Origin of the sequence: Rhizobium sp. BG4, from assembly GCF_016864575.1 — a bacterium.
Taxonomy (GTDB): domain Bacteria; phylum Pseudomonadota; class Alphaproteobacteria; order Rhizobiales; family Rhizobiaceae; genus Rhizobium.
On sequence record NZ_CP044126.1, the window covers coordinates 702,053 to 717,359 of the forward strand.

The window sequence follows — 15,307 nt, forward strand, 5'->3', positions numbered from 1 at the left end:
TGCGCTATGGTCTGCTTCCTTAAGAGTTACCGGTGAACATATAGAATGTGATCGCAGTTGAAGAAGGCGGCATTCCGCTTCTCTTCGAACATCTCTATTTCATAAGAGATTCGATCTTCAAGAACGGGAATGAATGGCGGTCGCAGACACAGGCTTTTTTACGGAACGGAACATCCGGCGCGCGCGCCTCGGCGCCGGTCTCGTGATGTTTGTTTTCGTGACGCTGCACCTCTCCAATCACGCGGTCGGGCTGATTTCGGTCAACGCTGCTGACGATGCCCGCCGCCTGTTCATGATTCCCTGGCGCAATCCCGTCGGCACCGTGGTGCTCTATACCGCGATCTTCATCCACATGGCTCTGGCGCTGCGCTCGCTCTATATCCGGCGCAGCCTTGTAATGCCGAAGGGTGAGCTGGCGCAGATCGCGCTTGGCCTCGCCATCCCGCTGATCATCATGGATCACGTGATCGGCACGCGCGTCGTCCACGAACTCTATAATTACGTCGATAATTACGAGACGATCGTCCGGCTGCTGTGGATCACCTCGCCGGGCAACGGCGTCCGTCAGGCTCTCGCGGTGGTGATCGTCTGGACGCACGGCTGTATCGGCCTGCATTACTGGCTGCGCTACCGCCCTTGGTATCAGGCCTTCTCGCCGCTGCTGCTGGCGCTTGCAATCCTGTTGCCGGTGCTGGCATTGCTCGGCTTCGTCGAGATGGGCCGGACGATCGCCGAGCCCGACTATGAAGGCCTCGTCGATACCGGCCGCTACCAGGAAAATCTGAACAGCCGTTACTATTCGGATCCGGACGCGCAGCGCCAGATCGCCATGATCCGGGCCGGTCTCTACGGCGGATTTTCGCTGGCTCTCCTGACTGTCGTGCTTGCCCGCAGCCGCCGCCGGTGGAAGGAAGCCACCGATCAGATCGCGGTCCACTATCCCGCCGGCGAAACGATCAAGGTGCCGCGTGGCTTCACCGTGCTGGAAGCAAGCCGCCTTGGCGGCGTGCCGCATTATTCGGTCTGCGGCGGCAAGGGGCAATGTTCCACCTGCCGCGTGCAGATCCTCAGCGATTACGAAGGCCTGCCGCCGCCCGACAAGATGGAGCAGACGACGCTGAAGCGGATCAATGCCGCACCCGACGTGCGCCTCGCCTGCCAGCTGCGCCCCAACCACGACCTGACCGTCGTACCGCTCCTGATCCCGGCGACGGAAGCCGCCCTTCCCGCCAATACCCAGGAAACGAGCCCTGGGCGGGAACGCGATATCGCCGTGCTCTTCTGCGATATGCGCAACTTCACGACGCTGACCGAACCGCGCCTGCCCTTCGACATCGTCTTCCTGCTGAACCGCTATTTCGCGCTGGTCGGCAAGGCCGTCGAACAGGCGGGTGGGCGCGTCGACAAGTTCATCGGTGACGGCGCAATGGCGCTGTTCGGCATCAACACCTCGCCGGAAGAAGGCTGCCGCCAGGCCTTGCGCGCGGCGGCAACGATCGCCGAAGAGATCGAGAAGCTCGGCGAGGAACTGGCGCATGAGCTTTCGATACCGCTGCATATCGCGATCGGCATCCACACTGGCCCCGCCGTCGTCGGTACGATGGGTTACGGGCGCGTGCGCAGCCTGACAGCCGTCGGCGACACCGTGAATGTGGCAAGCCGCCTTGAACATGCGGCCAAGGAATTCGATGCGGCCATCGTCATTTCGGAGCCGGTCGCGGAACTCGCCGGTGCCGATATGGAAGGTATCGAGAGCCATGAGATCAGCGTTCGCGGCCGAGCGCTGCCGCTCAAGGTCTACGTGATCTCCAAGGACAAGGCGGCGCAGCCGCTTCAAGGAAAAGCCTGATGGCCGCAAATCCGCTGCTGACGAAGAAATACTGGATGAAGCGGATCCGGAAGCTGCGCAATGCGGCTGCGACGCGCTTTTTCGATACCCGCTTCGGACGGCGGCTGCTGATCGAGAATATCGGGCCGCGCATTCTGACGATGACCGTCGATGCCGGTGACCACCACATGACCTTCTCGCCATCGGACTATATCGGCCGCAAGGTGTTCCGGAAGGGACATTTCGAGCGTGAGAATGTCGACCGGCTCCTTGCTGTGCTGCGCGAACGCGGCCTGTTGCGCAAGGACAGCGTGCTCCTGGAGCTCGGCGGCAATATCGGCACGCAGACCGTCTATTTCGCGCTGAGCGGCGCCTATTCGCGCATCGTCAGCGTCGAACCCGATCCACGCAACTTCCCGCTATTGAAGACCAATATCGAACAAAACCGGCTGGAGACGACGGTCACTGCGGTCAATTGCGCCGCAGGCGAGGCGTCTGGCGAGATCGATTTCTTCATGAATGCAGCCAATCACGGCAAGAGCAGCGCCATCCGGCAAAGCCCGACGGACATCAGGATCAGCGTACCCGTCAGGCCCGTTGCCGCCATTCTCGGCGATCTCGGGCTCGACCAGAGCACCGTCGGTCTCGTCTGGATGGACATCGAGGGCTATGAGCCCGTCGCGTGCCGGTCGATGACAGAGCTGATGGGCCGCCGCGTGCCTCTCTACATGGAGTTCACGCCGCTCTTCTACGGCCCGGAGCAGACCCGCGACTTCATCATGACGCTCGCCTCCCATTACGAGGATTGCCTCGTCTTTTTCGAGGAAGGCGAGCAGCAGATGAAGGTCCGCGATCTGCCCGGCTCTATCGATCAGTACGACGTGCTCTTCCTGCCTTAGTGCAGGACCGGCAGCGCCAGCGACTGGTGGCAATGCACCCCAGCAAGAACACCCGAGGCCGAGGCGAGCGTCGCGTTATGCATCGGGTTCGTGGCGTCACCCGCAGCATAGACGCCCTTCACCGTCGTCTCCTTGCGGTCATCGAGGCGGATGACCGGGCCGAGCGGGGCGTCGTCGAATGCGCACCCCAATTGCTCGGCGAGCGGACTTGCCATCAAGACCTTCGGCCCGACGAAGATTGCCGAAAGCGGCAGCACGCGCCCATCCTGAAGACGCACGGCCTCTAGCTCCGGCGCTTTGCCGAGAAATTCCACGATCGGCCTATTTTCGATGGTGACGCCGCGGGCGGCCAGCTGCGCGCGCTGGTCGGCATCAGGCTCGAAGAGCCCTTGCGAGAAATAGGTGGCCGGTCCCCAATCGGGCAGAAGCAGCGCCGCATGCACCGAGAAGGGATGGCTGCCGAGAATGCCGAGCGCGCGGTCGCGCACCTCGTAGCCGTGGCAATAGGGGCAATGCAGCGCGGTGCGGCCCCATCGTTCGGAAAGGCCGGGGATATCGGGCAGCGTGTCCTTCACGCCGGTCGCAAGGATCAGGCGGCTCGCGGTGAATTCGCGTCCATCTTTCAGGGCAACCGAGAACGTGTCGCCGGTCTTTGATGCCGAGATCGCTTCGCCGTCCGCGAAGGCAACCGTCGGATAGGCAGCGAGCTGGCGCTTTCCCTCCGCCATGATCGCGGCCGGCGCTACGCCGTCCTGCCCCAGGAAACCGTGGGAAGCTTCCGAGAACCGGTTTCGCGGCTTCTGCGCATCGATCAGCAGAATCTTGCGGCGGGCGCGGGCGAGCTGCATGGCAGCCGAGAGACCGGCAAAATTGCCGCCGATGACGATCGCTTCATAGTGCATGACCTAACTCCATATCGATGATCACGCACCTACATAAGTTACATGAAATGACATCGTCAAGCCTCACGTCACTTGTATTGTTACGATAGGCATGAGATAGATCGGCGACAGGAAAATGAGGACCACGATGAGAAGCGACAGCCGCCTCTCCCGCATGCTGCATGTGCTGATCCACATGGAGCGGCATCAGAAATCCGCGACATCGGAGATGATCGCCAGGATGCTAAACACCAACCCGGTGGTCGTGCGCCGCACGATGGCGGGGCTGAGAGATCAGGGCTATGTGCGCTCGGAAAAAGGCCATCACGGCGGATGGACGCTGGTCAAGCCGCTGGCGGAGATCGCCCTGCTCGACGTCTATCAGGCGATCGGCGAGCCGGAACTGTTTGCGATCGGCCCGGCCTCCGACCATCCGGAATGCCTCGTGGAACAGGCGGTCAACGATGCCGTCGGCGATGCGCTGCGCGAGGCCGAGGCGCTGATCCTCGCCCGGCTGAAATCCGTGACGCTCGGCGATCTCGCAGCCGATTTCGAACGCCGCTATGCGCGGCTTTCCACGAGCGGCCCTGTACCGGCGATCTGCAACGACTGATTACTTGCGGCGGTAGAGGAAATAGCGGCCGGACTTGATGCCTTCGGGAAGCGGCAGTTGCTCGAGCTCCGGCCGGTCGAGCGGCAGGCCGGAGACGGCGATGCCGCCCTGGCGGAGCACGCCGACCATCAGCTGCGGCAGCCATGTCAAGGTGATCGCATCGATCTCATCGTGACCTGTGCCGATATCGGCGTGGGCGAGCGCCGCATCGATGCCGATGAAGGCCTGGCCGGTCTCCTTGATGTCGCCGGTGACCATATCTTCGGTAGGCGGTGTCGACGACGAATAGGAACGGACCTCGCGGTCGAAGGCGATAATGCGGCGTCCCGCGAAGATTTCGCGCAGATGATCGTAGGTGCGGCCGTTGCCGAGACCGAATTCGATCACCGGTCCCGCAAGCGGGCCAACCAGGTCGACGATGGAATTGAGGATATCGCGCTGAGCCGTCAGGCGGCGGATGAAGCTGTCGAGGCGGCTCATCTATGTCCTTGTCCGTCATTCATTTTTATCTTCCGGTGCTATCACACGAAACTGTCAGAAGTCGATTGCCGTAACTGAGGAAATGGCGTTGCCGCCGCAACAACTGTCTGTGATAAGGTCGGGGTCATGAGCGCCGTTTCGAATGATCAGTTCTTTGCCTCGGTTCCCGTCTTCGCGGAATTCGAAGGTGTGGCCAATACCGGCAATTACCGTCCCCTCCCCGAGGGCTGGATTCTCGCCCTTGCCGATATCGTGGGATCGACGCAAGCGATCGAAGACGGCCGCTACAAGGACGTCAACATGGCCGGCGCCTCGGTCATCTCGGCCGTTCTGAACGCGGTCGGAAAGGGCGACTACCCCTTCGTCTTCGGTGGCGACGGCGCGCTGATTGCGCTTCCCGCCTCGCAGGAGGATGCCGCCCGGCAGGCGCTTGCCGCCGTCCAGGCCTGGGTGAAAGAAGATCTCGATCTGACGCTGCGCGCTGCCATCGTTCCGGTTGCCGATATCCGCAAGGAGGGTCTCGATGTCCGCGTGGCGCGCTACGCGGCGAGCCCCTATGTGACCTATGCGATGTTTGCCGGCGGCGGCAACAGCTGGGCCGAGCGGCAGATGAAGGACGGCAAGTATGCCATCGATCCTGCACCGCCGGGCACGCGCCCCGATCTTGAAGGCCTCTCCTGCCGCTGGAACCCGATTGCCGCCGAGAATGGCGAGATCGTTTCGATCATCGCCGTTCCCGGCGCAGCGGGCTCCGGCCCGGAATTCCAGTCGCTGGTCACCAAGATCGTGGCGATCTCCTCCGAACAGGGCCGTGGCGGCCATCCTGTACCGTTCGACGGACCGAAGCTTTCCTTCTCGATGAAAGGCATCGACCGCGAGGCGAAGGCGACCGCGCCCGGCCACAAGCTGCGCCAGAAGCTCATGATCATCATGCAGCTTGCCCTGACGACGCTATTTTTCAGGCTCGGCATTCCCTTCGGCCCTTCGACGCCCGGCGCTACAAGCGGGATGTCGCTGGCAACTCCGATTTCCGCAAGTTCGACGACGGATTGAAGATGACGATCGATGTCGACCGGGCGCGGCTCGAGCGCATCGAGGCGCTGCTCGAGGACGCGCAGCGGAACGGCATCGCCCGCTACGGCCTGCACCGGCAGGAATCGGCGCTGATGACCTGCTTCGTGCCGACCCCACTGTCGCGCGACCACATGCATTTCATCGATGGCGCCAGCGGCGGTTATGCCGTCGCCGCCAGCAAGCTGACCGGCAAGAAGCTCGGCGCGGTCAGCGTCACGCCTTGATGATGTGATCGCCGGTGAGGCCAAGGCGCGTGAAGACGTTGCGGGTATCGACGATCAGCGGTGCGTGCTTTGAAAGCGCTGCGTAATCGACCGCATCGTGATCGGTGGCGATCAGGACGGCATCGTAATTTGCCAGCGTAGCGGCGCTGATCTCGACCGACTTGCGGCCCTTGAGCGCCTGATATTCGCGCGTCGGCGGAATTTCTGAAACGAAGGGATCGCTGTAATCGGCCTTGCCGCCGCGCTCCTCGATGATCTCGATCAGCCGCAGCGATGGGCTCTCGCGGATATCGGCGACGTTCTTCTTGTAGGCGAGGCCGAGCACCAGCACCTTGCTGCGGCTCAGCGCCTTGCCGGCCCGGATGTCGAGCGCTTCGGCAAGCTTGCCGACTACATAGCGCGGCATCGCCGAATTGATCTCACCGGCAAGCTCGATGAAGCGCGTCGGCAATTCGTATTCGCGGGATTTCCAGGTGAGATAAAAGGGATCGATCGGAATGCAGTGTCCCCCGAGACCGGGGCCGGGATAGAAGGGCATGTAGCCGAAGGGCTTGGTCTTCGCCGCATCGATCACTTCCCAGACGTCGATGCCCATGGCCGCATAGACGGTCTTCAGTTCGTTGACGAGGGCGATATTGACCGAACGGAAGATGTTCTCGGTGAGCTTCACGGCTTCAGCCGTGGCGTTCGACGACACAGGCACCACCGTCTTGACGGCCGCGCTGTAGAAATCCGTCATCAGCTCCAGCGCATCGGGACCATCACCAGCGACGACCTTCGGGATGGTCGCCGTGTTGTAATGCTGGTTGCCCGGATCCTCGCGCTCCGGCGAAAAGCCGATGAAGAAATCGGTGCCAGACTTCAGGCCGGTCTTCTCCAGGATGACCTTGACGACATCGTCGGTCGTGCCGGGGTAGGTGGTCGATTCCAGCACGACGAGCTGGCCGGGGCGCAGATGCTCGGCGATCGCCCGCGAGGTCGCTTCGACATAAGAGAGGTCGGGATCGCGATGTTTGGTCAACGGCGTCGGCACGCAGATGACGATGACGTCGCACTGCTTCAGCCCGGCAAACTCGGTCGTCGCGCCAAACCGGCCGGCGGTAATCTCCGCACTCAGCGCCTCGTCAGTGACCGCGTCGATATAGGATTTGCGCGCATCGAGGGCGACGATCTTCTTCGGATCGATGTCGAAACCGGTGACCGGGAAGCCGCTGCGGGCAATCGCCATGGCAAGCGGCAGGCCGACATAGCCGAGGCCGATGATGCCGGCGCGGGCGGTGCGGTCTTTGATCTTTGCGGAAAGGGCGATTGAAGTCTGCGAGCTGGCCAAGACGGGTCTCTTCGAAAGAGGAAAGTCCTCGTGAGATAATGCAAGATCGCGAGGATTTAAACCCGCCTTGGCGCTGACGCATCGGTGAAGCGATCGTGATCGATTTTGCCCGATAGCCGCCTCAATCGCCCGGCTACTGGCGCTGACTGTGGCCGAAATGACTCGCTTGGCGCAGACATCGAAACCGAAGGCAGAAAATTATCCGGATAGCATTGTTTCGGATCGATCATATGCCTATTTGAATAGGATAATGAACCACCAGAAAGGACATCCGTCCTCGCTCTTTTCGGGCTCTGAAAGGTAGGTTTGCCGGGTCTTCGGCAGATCGTTGACACAATAATACCGCTCGTCCATCTTGACCCCCGCCCTGCGCGCGACCGTGCTGCAGGCAGGTTTTTCGTCGCTTCGGGAATGGACGTGCTTGATGAGGATAATACCAAAGATGAGCACGATCGAATCCAGCGTGTCCTCGATTCTTCTGGACCGCGTCGCTGAATGGCTGACGAATTCGTCGCTGGCCGGGGACGATCTGGAAAATATCGTTCGCGGTTTCTGCGAGCGCATTGCTGCTGCCGGTCTGCCGATCGCCCGCGTCCACCTGACCTTTTCGATGCTGCATCCGCTCTATGACGCGCTGAGCTTTACCTGGCGGCGCGCCAGCGGCGTGACGATCGAGGGCTACCGGCATTCGGCCGGGGCCAAGCCGGATCGCTTCCTGCAGAGCCCCTACTATTACCTGCTGGACAACAACCTGCAGCACATCCGCCGCCGGATGAGCCAGGAAGGACCGGCGGAATTTCCGATCTTCGACGACCTGCGCAAGGAAAAGATCACCGACTACCTCGCCTTCGTGCAGCCTTTCGGCGACGGTTCGGTCCAGGGCATGATGGGTTCGTGGTCGACGGACTCGCATTCCGGCTTTTCCGACGATATGATCGAGGCGCTGCTGCGCATGCAGAACCACCTGGCGGTCGCTGCCAAGATGGCCGTGCTCGGCAAGCTCGCCAACAACATGCTGACGACCTATCTCGGCGGCGATGCCGGCAAGCGCGTGCTGAACGGCCAGATCCGCCGCGGCGACGGCGAGACGATCCGCGCCGCCCTCGTCATGGGCGACATGCGCCAGTCGACGATGTTTGCCGAGAAGGAAGGCCGTCAGGCCTATATCGACACGCTGAACGAGTTTTTCGACGCGATCGCGGCACCGTTCAACCGCAATGGCGGCGAGATCCTGAGCTTCCTCGGCGATGGCTTCCTCGCCGTCTATCCGTGCGGCCGCCACAAGGATCCGTCGAAGATCGCCACGCAGGCCGCTCTCTCGGCCGTCCACCAGGCGCAGACCCGCGTCGCCGAACTGAACGGCGAGCGCGCCGAAAAGGGCCTGAACGCCATCCGCTACGGCATCGGCCTGCATATCGGCAATGTCATGTTCGGCAATGTCGGCCTCAAGGACCGGTTGACCTTCTCGGCCTTCGGCTCTGCGGTCAACGAAGTGCAGCGCCTGCAGTCGCTGACCAAGAAATACAATCGCGAAGTGGTCGCGAGCCAGGCCTTCGCCGGCTATTGCGGCGGCGAGTGGACGACGCTCGGCGAGGAAAAGCTGCGCGGCATCCGCCAGAAGGTCACGGTGCTGCAGCCGCGCATCACGCCGCCGGCGCTGCCCGATGGCGCAAGCTTCCCGGAGGTCGCCCAGAACGGGCTGTCCGAGGCCGAACAGGTCATCCTGCTTCACCGCGACGCGAAGAAGCAGGAGAAGCGTCCGATGGTTGAGAGGTTCGTTCAGTAAGGCGAACCTGAAACATCGGATTATCCTTGAAAATCAGCAGGAACGCGCCAGTTTTCCCCAGCCTGTCATAAACTGGACACCCCGCCTGCGGTACGATAGTGTGCCTTAACGGGAACAGACTAAAAGACTGGGGAATATCATTGGTATGGCGTCCGCGTCCGACTTGTTGCGTATCGAGAATCTCGACGTGTCATTCTCGGTTTTCGGGGACAAGCTGCGTGTCGTAAGAAACGCCGGGCTTCGTATCCTTCCGGGTAAAGTCACCGCGCTTGTCGGTGAATCCGGCTCAGGAAAATCCGTTATCAGCCAATCGATCATGGGCATCCTGCCGACGCCGGCCAAGGCGACGGGCAAGATCCTGTTCACCGATCCGCTCGACGGCAAGACTACCGACATCCTGCAATATGGCCGCGACAGCGAAGAGATGCGCGACCTGCGCGGCAAGCGCATGGCGACGATCTTCCAGGAGCCTATGACCTCGCTCTCGCCGCTCCACACCGTCGGCAACCAGATCAGCGAGTCCTTGCTGATCCATACAGATGCCGACAAGAAGCTGGCGCGCGAGAAAACCGAGGAAATGCTCGGTCTCGTCGGCTTTGCCAATCCGAAGCGCACCTACGACATGTATCCGTTCGAGCTGTCGGGCGGCATGCGCCAGCGCGCGATGATCGCCATGGCACTGATCTGCCGGCCGGCGCTGCTGATCGCCGACGAGCCGACGACGGCGCTCGACGTCACCATCCAGGCGCAGATCCTCGAACTCCTGCGCGACCTGCAGCACAAGCTCGGCATGGCCATGCTGCTGATCACTCACGATCTCGGCGTCGTCGCCAACATGGCCGACGAAGTCGTCGTCATCTATCACGGCGAGATCATGGAAGCGGGTCCGGTCAAGGAGATCTTCCGCAACCCGCAGCATCCCTATCTGAAGGGGCTGATGGCGGCGGTTCCGCATTTCGACATGAAACCCGGCGAGCGGCTGAAGGCGCTGCGCGATGTTCCGGTCAATCTGGAATCGCTGATCGGCAAGAAGAAGACCGTCGAAGCAGATGCCCCGCAGGTGCTGCTTTCGGTCAACAATCTCTCCAAAACCTATACGACGCGCAAGCGCAGCCTTTTCGGCCAGGGTGAAAGGTCGGTGCTGCGCGCCGTCGATGACGTGAGCTTCGATATCAAGCGCGGCGAGTGCCTCGGCCTCGTCGGCGAATCCGGCTGCGGCAAGACGACGGTCAGCAAGATCCTGATGCGGGCGATCACGCCGGACACCGGTTCGGTTGTATTCAACGACGGCAAGGAAGTCATCGACGTCCTCTCGGTCAAGGGCGACGCGCTGCAGGAGCTGCGTACCAAGATCCAGATGGTTTTCCAGGACCCGGTCTCGTCTCTCTCTCCGCGCATGACGGTGCGCAACATCCTGAGCGAACCGCTGGAAATCCACGATCGCGGCGACAGCGAGGAGCGCAAGCGCAAGGTCGAAGCGCTGATGGGCGCCATCGGTCTCGATCGCCGCTATCTCAGCCGCTATCCGCACAGTTTCTCCGGCGGCCAGCGCCAGCGCATCGGCATTGCCCGCGCGCTCGCGCTTGGCCCCAAGCTCGTCATTCTCGACGAGCCGGTCTCGGCGCTCGACGTCTCGGTTCAGGCACAGATTCTCAACCTGCTGAAGGATCTGCAGAAAGAGCTCGGGCTGACCTACCTCTTCATTTCGCACAATCTCGCTGTCGTCGATTACATGGCCGATCGCATCGCCGTCATGTGCAAGGGGCGCATCGTCGAGATCGCGCCGCGCGAAATCATCCTGCGCGATCCCGTGCATCCCTATACGAAGTCACTGCTTGCCGCCGTCCCCTTCCCCGATCTAGACCGGCCGCTCGATTTCGAGGCGCTGCGCAAGAATGGCGCGGCCGACAAGCAGAACTGGGGGCTGACCTTCACCGCCGAGCATGACGACGCTTCCGAGCTTGCCTATGCCGATCTCGGCGACGGGCATTTCGTGCGCGCCCGCAAGGGCGCCGATGTCAAGGAGTTGCGGGCATGGTAACGCGGCGCACTTTCCTCGGCGGCATGATCGGCGCGACGGTTGCGCCGGGCCTCGTTCGCGCCGCCTCCGATGATCGCGACATCGAGCCGGAATTCCTGCGCGACCTGCTGCGCGCCGACGCCATTCCGCCGATGCCGCAACGTCTGCCGAAGCATCCGCGCATCGTCAACATGAAGGAAGCAGGGCTGACGCCCGGCACCTATGGCGGCAATGTACGCACGATCATCGGCGGCCCGCGCGACGTTCGCTACATGACCGTCTACGGCTATTCGCGGCTGATCGGCTACGACAAGCATCTGCAGTTCCAACCCGATATCCTGGGTGGCTATACGAGCGAAGAAGACCGCATCTTCACGTTCCACCTGCGCGAGGGCCACAAGTGGTCGGATGGCAAGCCGTTTACGGTCGATGACTTCCGCTACTGGTGGGAAGACATCATCCTCAACAAGGAAGCGACGCCGGGCGGCGGCGCGCTCGAGCTGCGTCCGCATGGCGACCTGCCAAAGTTCGAGGTGCTCGATGAGCTCATCGTCCGCTACACCTGGGAAAAGCCGAACCCGACCTTCCTGCCGGCACTCGCAGGCCCGCTGCCGCTCGTCATCTTCGGGCCGGCGCACTACCTGAAGCAGTTCCACAAGAAGTATCAGGACGATTTCCGCCTATCGGCGCTGATGAAGGAAAACCGGGTCAAGAAGTGGGCCGACCTGCACATCAAGATGTCGCGCGCCTCGCGCCCTGAAAATCCAGATCTGCCGACGCTCGATCCCTGGAAGGTGATGACCAAGCCGCCGGCCGACCAGTTCATCTTCGACCGCAATGCCTTCTTCCACCGCGTCGACGAAAACGGCGTGCAGCTGCCCTATATCGACCGCTTTATCCTGAACGTCAGCTCGTCCTCGATCATCGCCGCCAAGGCGGGTGCCGGCGAATCCGACCTGCAGGCGACCGGTATCGACTTCAACGACTATACCTTCCTGAAGGAAGCCGAGCAGCGTTTCCCGGTGAAGGTCAATCTCTGGAAGCAGGCGCGCGGCTCGCGCCTTGCGCTGCTGCCCAATCTCAACTGTGCCGACGATGTCTGGCGCAATCTGTTCCGCGATGTCCGTTTCCGCCGTGCGCTGTCGATGGCAATCGATCGCCACGAGATCAATATGGTCGCCTTCTACGGGCTCGGCACACCGAGCGCAGATACCGTTTTGCCGGACAGCCCGCTCTTCAAGCAGGAGTATGCGGACGCCTATATCCAGCACGACGTGGATCAGGCCAACAAGCTGCTCGACGATCTGGGTCTTGCAAATCGCGACGACGAGGATATCCGCCTGCTGCCGGACGGCCGGCGCGCCGAGATCACCGTCGAAACACCCGGCGAAAGCACGCTCGATACCGACGTGCTGGAGCTGGTGCGCGATCACTTCCGCACCATCGGCATTGCGCTCTATACCCGCACCTCGCAGCGCGACATCTTCCGCAACCGCGCCATGAGCGGCTCGATCATGATGGCGATCTGGTTCGGCATCGAAAACGGCGTGCCGACGGCCGATATGGCCCCGACCCAGTTGGCGCCAACCGCCGACGACCAGCTGCAATGGCCGATCTGGGGCATGTATTATCTCTCCGCCGGACAGGAAGGCAAAGCGCCCGACATTCCTGAAGTCGTCGATCTCGTCGATCTCCTGAACCAATGGGGTGCAACTGCCGACTTCACGGAGCGCGAGGCGATCTGGCACAAGATGCTGGCGCTCTATACCCAGCAGGTCTACTCGATCGGCCTGATCAACGGCGCGCTGCAGCCGATCCTGATCTCCAAGAAGATGCAGAACGTGCCGGAGCGCGCGCTCTACGGCTTCGACCCGACCTCCTTCCTCGGCATCTACATGCCCGATGCATTCTGGCTGAAGGAGACGTGAGATGCTGAGATATATTCTCTGGCGCATCGCCGCCATGGTGCCGACGCTCTTCGTCATCTCCGCGCTGGTCTTCACCATTATCGAACTGCCGCCGGGCGACTTCTTCGAAAGCCAGATCGCCGAACTGCGCGCCCAGGGCGAGACCGCCAACCTGCAGGAAATCGAGGAACTCCGGAAGCAGTACGGCTTCGACAAGCCGGAGATCGTTCGCTACTTCTACTGGGTCGGCGGCATGCTGCACGGCGACTTCGGCTATTCGTTCGAATACCAGCTTCCGGTCTCCGAAGTGGTCGGCGACCGCCTGTGGCTGACGATCCTGGTTTCCTTCACGACGATCCTCGTCACGTGGCTGATCGCCTTCCCGATCGGCATCTACTCGGCCACGCATCAGTATAGCTGGGGCGACTACGGGCTAACCTTTTTCGGCCTGCTCGGTATCGCCATTCCAAACTTCATGCTGGCGCTGATCCTGATGTATTTCGCCAATGTCTGGTTCGGGCTGTCGATCGGCCACCTGATGGACCAGCAATATCTGAACGAGCCGATGAGCTGGGAGAAGGCGAAGTCGATCCTCGCGCATCTCTGGATCCCCGTCATCATCGTCGGCACTGCCGGAACCGCGGGCATGATCCGCCGCCTGCGCGCCAATCTGCTCGATGAAATGCAGAAGCAGTATGTGACGACGGCGCGCGCCAAGGGCCTGCACCCGACCCGAGCGCTGATCAAATATCCGCTGCGCATGGCGCTGAACTTCTTCGTCGCCGATATCGGATCGATCCTGCCATCGATCATCTCGGGTGCCGAAATCGTCGCGATCGTGCTGTCGCTGGAGACGACCGGGCCGATGCTGGTCAAGGCGCTGCAAAGCCAGGACATGTATCTCGCCGGTTCGTTCCTGATGTTCCTCGCGTTCCTGAACGTCATCGGCGTGCTGATCTCGGATATCGCGCTCGGCTTCCTCGATCCCCGCATCCGCTTGCAAGGCAGGAGCACCAAATAATGTCGCCCTTGCCGCCGCCCGGTGCGCCCCTGGAGCATTTTGTCTCGACCACGCCGTTCGATCCGCATGCGCAGGAGACGATGACCTCTGCGCAGTCGCGCATTCACCTTGCTTCGCAGAAGCAGCTGATGTGGTGGAAGTTCAAGCAGCACCGGCTGGCACTGGTCTCCGGCATCTTCCTCGCATTCGTCTATTTCGCGATCCTGATCGTTGAATTCCTGGCGCCCTACGGACTGCATAGCCGCAATGTCGATTACATTCATTCGCCGCCGCAGCGGGTGCATTTCTTCGACAAGGGCGAGTTCGTCGGCCCGTTCGTCTATGGCCGCTCGATGCAGCTCGATATCGATACGCTGCGCCGCATCTATACCGAGAAGCCCAACGATATTCAGCCGATCCGCTTCTTTTGCCGCGGCGATGCCTATCGTTTCTGGGGTCTGGTGGATTCCAACCTGCACCTCGTCTGCCCGGCCGAAGGCGGCCAGATGTATCTGCTCGGCACCGACCGTCTCGGCCGCGACGTGCTCTCGCGCATCCTCTACGGCGCCCGTATCTCGCTGACCATCGGCCTGATCGGCATCACCATCAGCTTCGTGCTCGGTATCGTCATCGGCGGTCTGGCCGGCTATCGCGGCGGTGTCTTCGACCTCATCGTCCAGCGCATGATCGAGGTGCTGCAATCGCTGCCGAGCCTGCCGCTCTGGATGGCGCTCGCCGCCATCATGCCGGTGACCTGGAGCCCGATCGTCATCTATTTCGGCATCACGGTCATTCTCGGCATCATCGACTGGACGGGACTGGCGCGCGCCGTCCGATCCAAGCTTCTGGCGCTGCGCGAGGAAGATTATGTGCAGGCGGCGCAGCTGATGGGCGCCAGCACCCCGCGCATCATCGGCCGCCATCTGGTGCCCGGTTTCATGTCGCATCTCATTGCGTCGGCTACCATTTCCATTCCCGGCATGATCCTCGGCGAGACGGCCCTGTCCTTCCTCGGCCTCGGTCTGCGCCCGCCGATCACCAGCTGGGGCATCTTGCTCACGGAAGCAAAAAGCGTAAGTGTGATTGCCTTCTACCCTTGGCTGCTTTTTCCGATTATTCCGGTGGTTCTCGTCATTTTAGCCTTCAACTTTCTGGGAGACGGCTTGCGCGATGCAGCAGACCCCTACAAATAACAGGGCGCCCGGCGGCTGTCTGATCCGCTGTCGCGCGGCCTCCGGAAAGCGGGGGCGATAATGTCGTTCGCC

General features: G+C 61.8%; 11 protein-coding genes and 1 pseudogene. 9 read left to right on the forward strand and 3 right to left on the reverse strand.

Features of this window, described 5'->3' with window-relative positions:
- Window positions 1–133: 133 nt before the first annotated feature.
- Together F2982_RS23400 and F2982_RS23405 are read left to right on the forward strand one after the other, a co-directional pair.
- Complete coding sequence (locus F2982_RS23400) at window positions 134–1,849, forward strand: adenylate/guanylate cyclase domain-containing protein (protein ID WP_203431077.1); 1,716 nt, start codon at window positions 134–136, stop codon at window positions 1,847–1,849.
- Complete coding sequence (locus tag F2982_RS23405; protein WP_203431078.1) at window positions 1,849–2,727, forward strand: FkbM family methyltransferase; 879 nt, start codon at window positions 1,849–1,851, stop codon at window positions 2,725–2,727. Before F2982_RS23400 ends, F2982_RS23405 begins: the two co-directional genes overlap by 1 nt.
- On the opposite strand, the gene F2982_RS23410 is transcribed toward F2982_RS23405, so the two are convergent.
- Window positions 2,724–3,629: an NAD(P)/FAD-dependent oxidoreductase gene (locus F2982_RS23410; RefSeq protein WP_203431079.1), complete on the reverse strand. Its 906-nt coding sequence runs from the start codon at window positions 3,627–3,629 to the stop codon at window positions 2,724–2,726. The genes F2982_RS23405 and F2982_RS23410 overlap by 4 nt on opposite strands.
- A gap of 127 nt (window positions 3,630–3,756) precedes the next feature.
- Between F2982_RS23410 and F2982_RS23415 the strand changes: the two genes are divergently transcribed.
- Window positions 3,757–4,221, forward strand: coding sequence for an Rrf2 family transcriptional regulator (locus tag F2982_RS23415; RefSeq protein WP_199625418.1), 465 nt, complete (start codon window positions 3,757–3,759; stop codon window positions 4,219–4,221).
- Here the strand turns inward: F2982_RS23415 and F2982_RS23420 are convergent, their stop codons facing one another.
- Window positions 4,222–4,701: a class I SAM-dependent methyltransferase gene (locus F2982_RS23420; RefSeq protein WP_203431080.1), complete on the reverse strand. Its 480-nt coding sequence runs from the start codon at window positions 4,699–4,701 to the stop codon at window positions 4,222–4,224. It lies immediately after the preceding gene.
- A gap of 126 nt (window positions 4,702–4,827) precedes the next feature.
- Here F2982_RS23420 and F2982_RS23425 point away from each other — a divergent pair.
- Window positions 4,828–5,999, forward strand: a pseudogene (locus F2982_RS23425) (DUF3095 domain-containing protein).
- On the opposite strand, the gene F2982_RS23430 reads toward F2982_RS23425, so the two are convergent.
- A complete protein-coding gene (locus tag F2982_RS23430) occupies window positions 5,989–7,329 on the reverse strand; it encodes a nucleotide sugar dehydrogenase (protein WP_203431081.1) in 1,341 nt (446 codons plus the stop codon). The pseudogene F2982_RS23425 and the gene F2982_RS23430 overlap by 11 nt on opposite strands.
- Window positions 7,330–7,771: 442 nt before the next feature.
- Between F2982_RS23430 and F2982_RS23435 the strand changes: the two genes are divergently transcribed.
- From F2982_RS23435 to F2982_RS23455, 5 genes are all read left to right on the forward strand, one after another.
- Window positions 7,772–9,115: an adenylate/guanylate cyclase domain-containing protein gene (locus F2982_RS23435; protein ID WP_112712327.1), complete on the forward strand. Its 1,344-nt coding sequence runs from the start codon at window positions 7,772–7,774 to the stop codon at window positions 9,113–9,115.
- Window positions 9,116–9,260: 145 nt separating this feature from the next.
- Complete coding sequence (locus F2982_RS23440) at window positions 9,261–11,156, forward strand: ABC transporter ATP-binding protein (protein ID WP_112712330.1); 1,896 nt, start codon at window positions 9,261–9,263, stop codon at window positions 11,154–11,156.
- Entirely contained in the window at window positions 11,150–13,063 is a 1,914-nt protein-coding gene (locus tag F2982_RS23445) for an ABC transporter substrate-binding protein (protein WP_203431082.1), read from the forward strand. Before F2982_RS23440 ends, F2982_RS23445 begins: the two co-directional genes overlap by 7 nt.
- Before the next feature lies 1 nt (window position 13,064).
- Window positions 13,065–14,063, forward strand: coding sequence for an ABC transporter permease (locus tag F2982_RS23450; protein WP_203431083.1), 999 nt, complete (start codon window positions 13,065–13,067; stop codon window positions 14,061–14,063).
- Entirely contained in the window at window positions 14,063–15,235 is a 1,173-nt protein-coding gene (locus F2982_RS23455; protein ID WP_165402755.1) for an ABC transporter permease, read from the forward strand. The genes F2982_RS23450 and F2982_RS23455 overlap by 1 nt, the downstream gene beginning before the upstream one ends.
- The last annotated feature ends 72 nt before the right edge of the window (window positions 15,236–15,307 follow it).

Excerpts from the sequence above, each read along its gene's own strand:
- F2982_RS23410 (WP_203431079.1), bottom strand. The coding sequence starts at position 3,629 with ATGCACTATGAAGCGATCGTCATCGGCGGCAATTTTGCCGGTCTCTCG.
- F2982_RS23435 (WP_112712327.1), top strand. The coding sequence starts at position 7,772 with ATGAGCACGATCGAATCCAGCGTGTCCTCGATTCTTCTGGACCGCGTC.
- F2982_RS23445 (WP_203431082.1), top strand. The coding sequence starts at position 11,150 with ATGGTAACGCGGCGCACTTTCCTCGGCGGCATGATCGGCGCGACGGTT.
- F2982_RS23415 (WP_199625418.1), top strand. The coding sequence starts at position 3,757 with ATGAGAAGCGACAGCCGCCTCTCCCGCATGCTGCATGTGCTGATCCAC.
- F2982_RS23405 (WP_203431078.1), top strand. The coding sequence starts at position 1,849 with ATGGCCGCAAATCCGCTGCTGACGAAGAAATACTGGATGAAGCGGATC.
- F2982_RS23400 (WP_203431077.1), top strand. The coding sequence starts at position 134 with ATGGCGGTCGCAGACACAGGCTTTTTTACGGAACGGAACATCCGGCGC.
- F2982_RS23440 (WP_112712330.1), top strand. The coding sequence starts at position 9,261 with ATGGCGTCCGCGTCCGACTTGTTGCGTATCGAGAATCTCGACGTGTCA.
- F2982_RS23420 (WP_203431080.1), bottom strand. The coding sequence starts at position 4,701 with ATGAGCCGCCTCGACAGCTTCATCCGCCGCCTGACGGCTCAGCGCGAT.
- F2982_RS23455 (WP_165402755.1), top strand. The coding sequence starts at position 14,063 with ATGTCGCCCTTGCCGCCGCCCGGTGCGCCCCTGGAGCATTTTGTCTCG.
- F2982_RS23450 (WP_203431083.1), top strand. The coding sequence starts at position 13,065 with ATGCTGAGATATATTCTCTGGCGCATCGCCGCCATGGTGCCGACGCTC.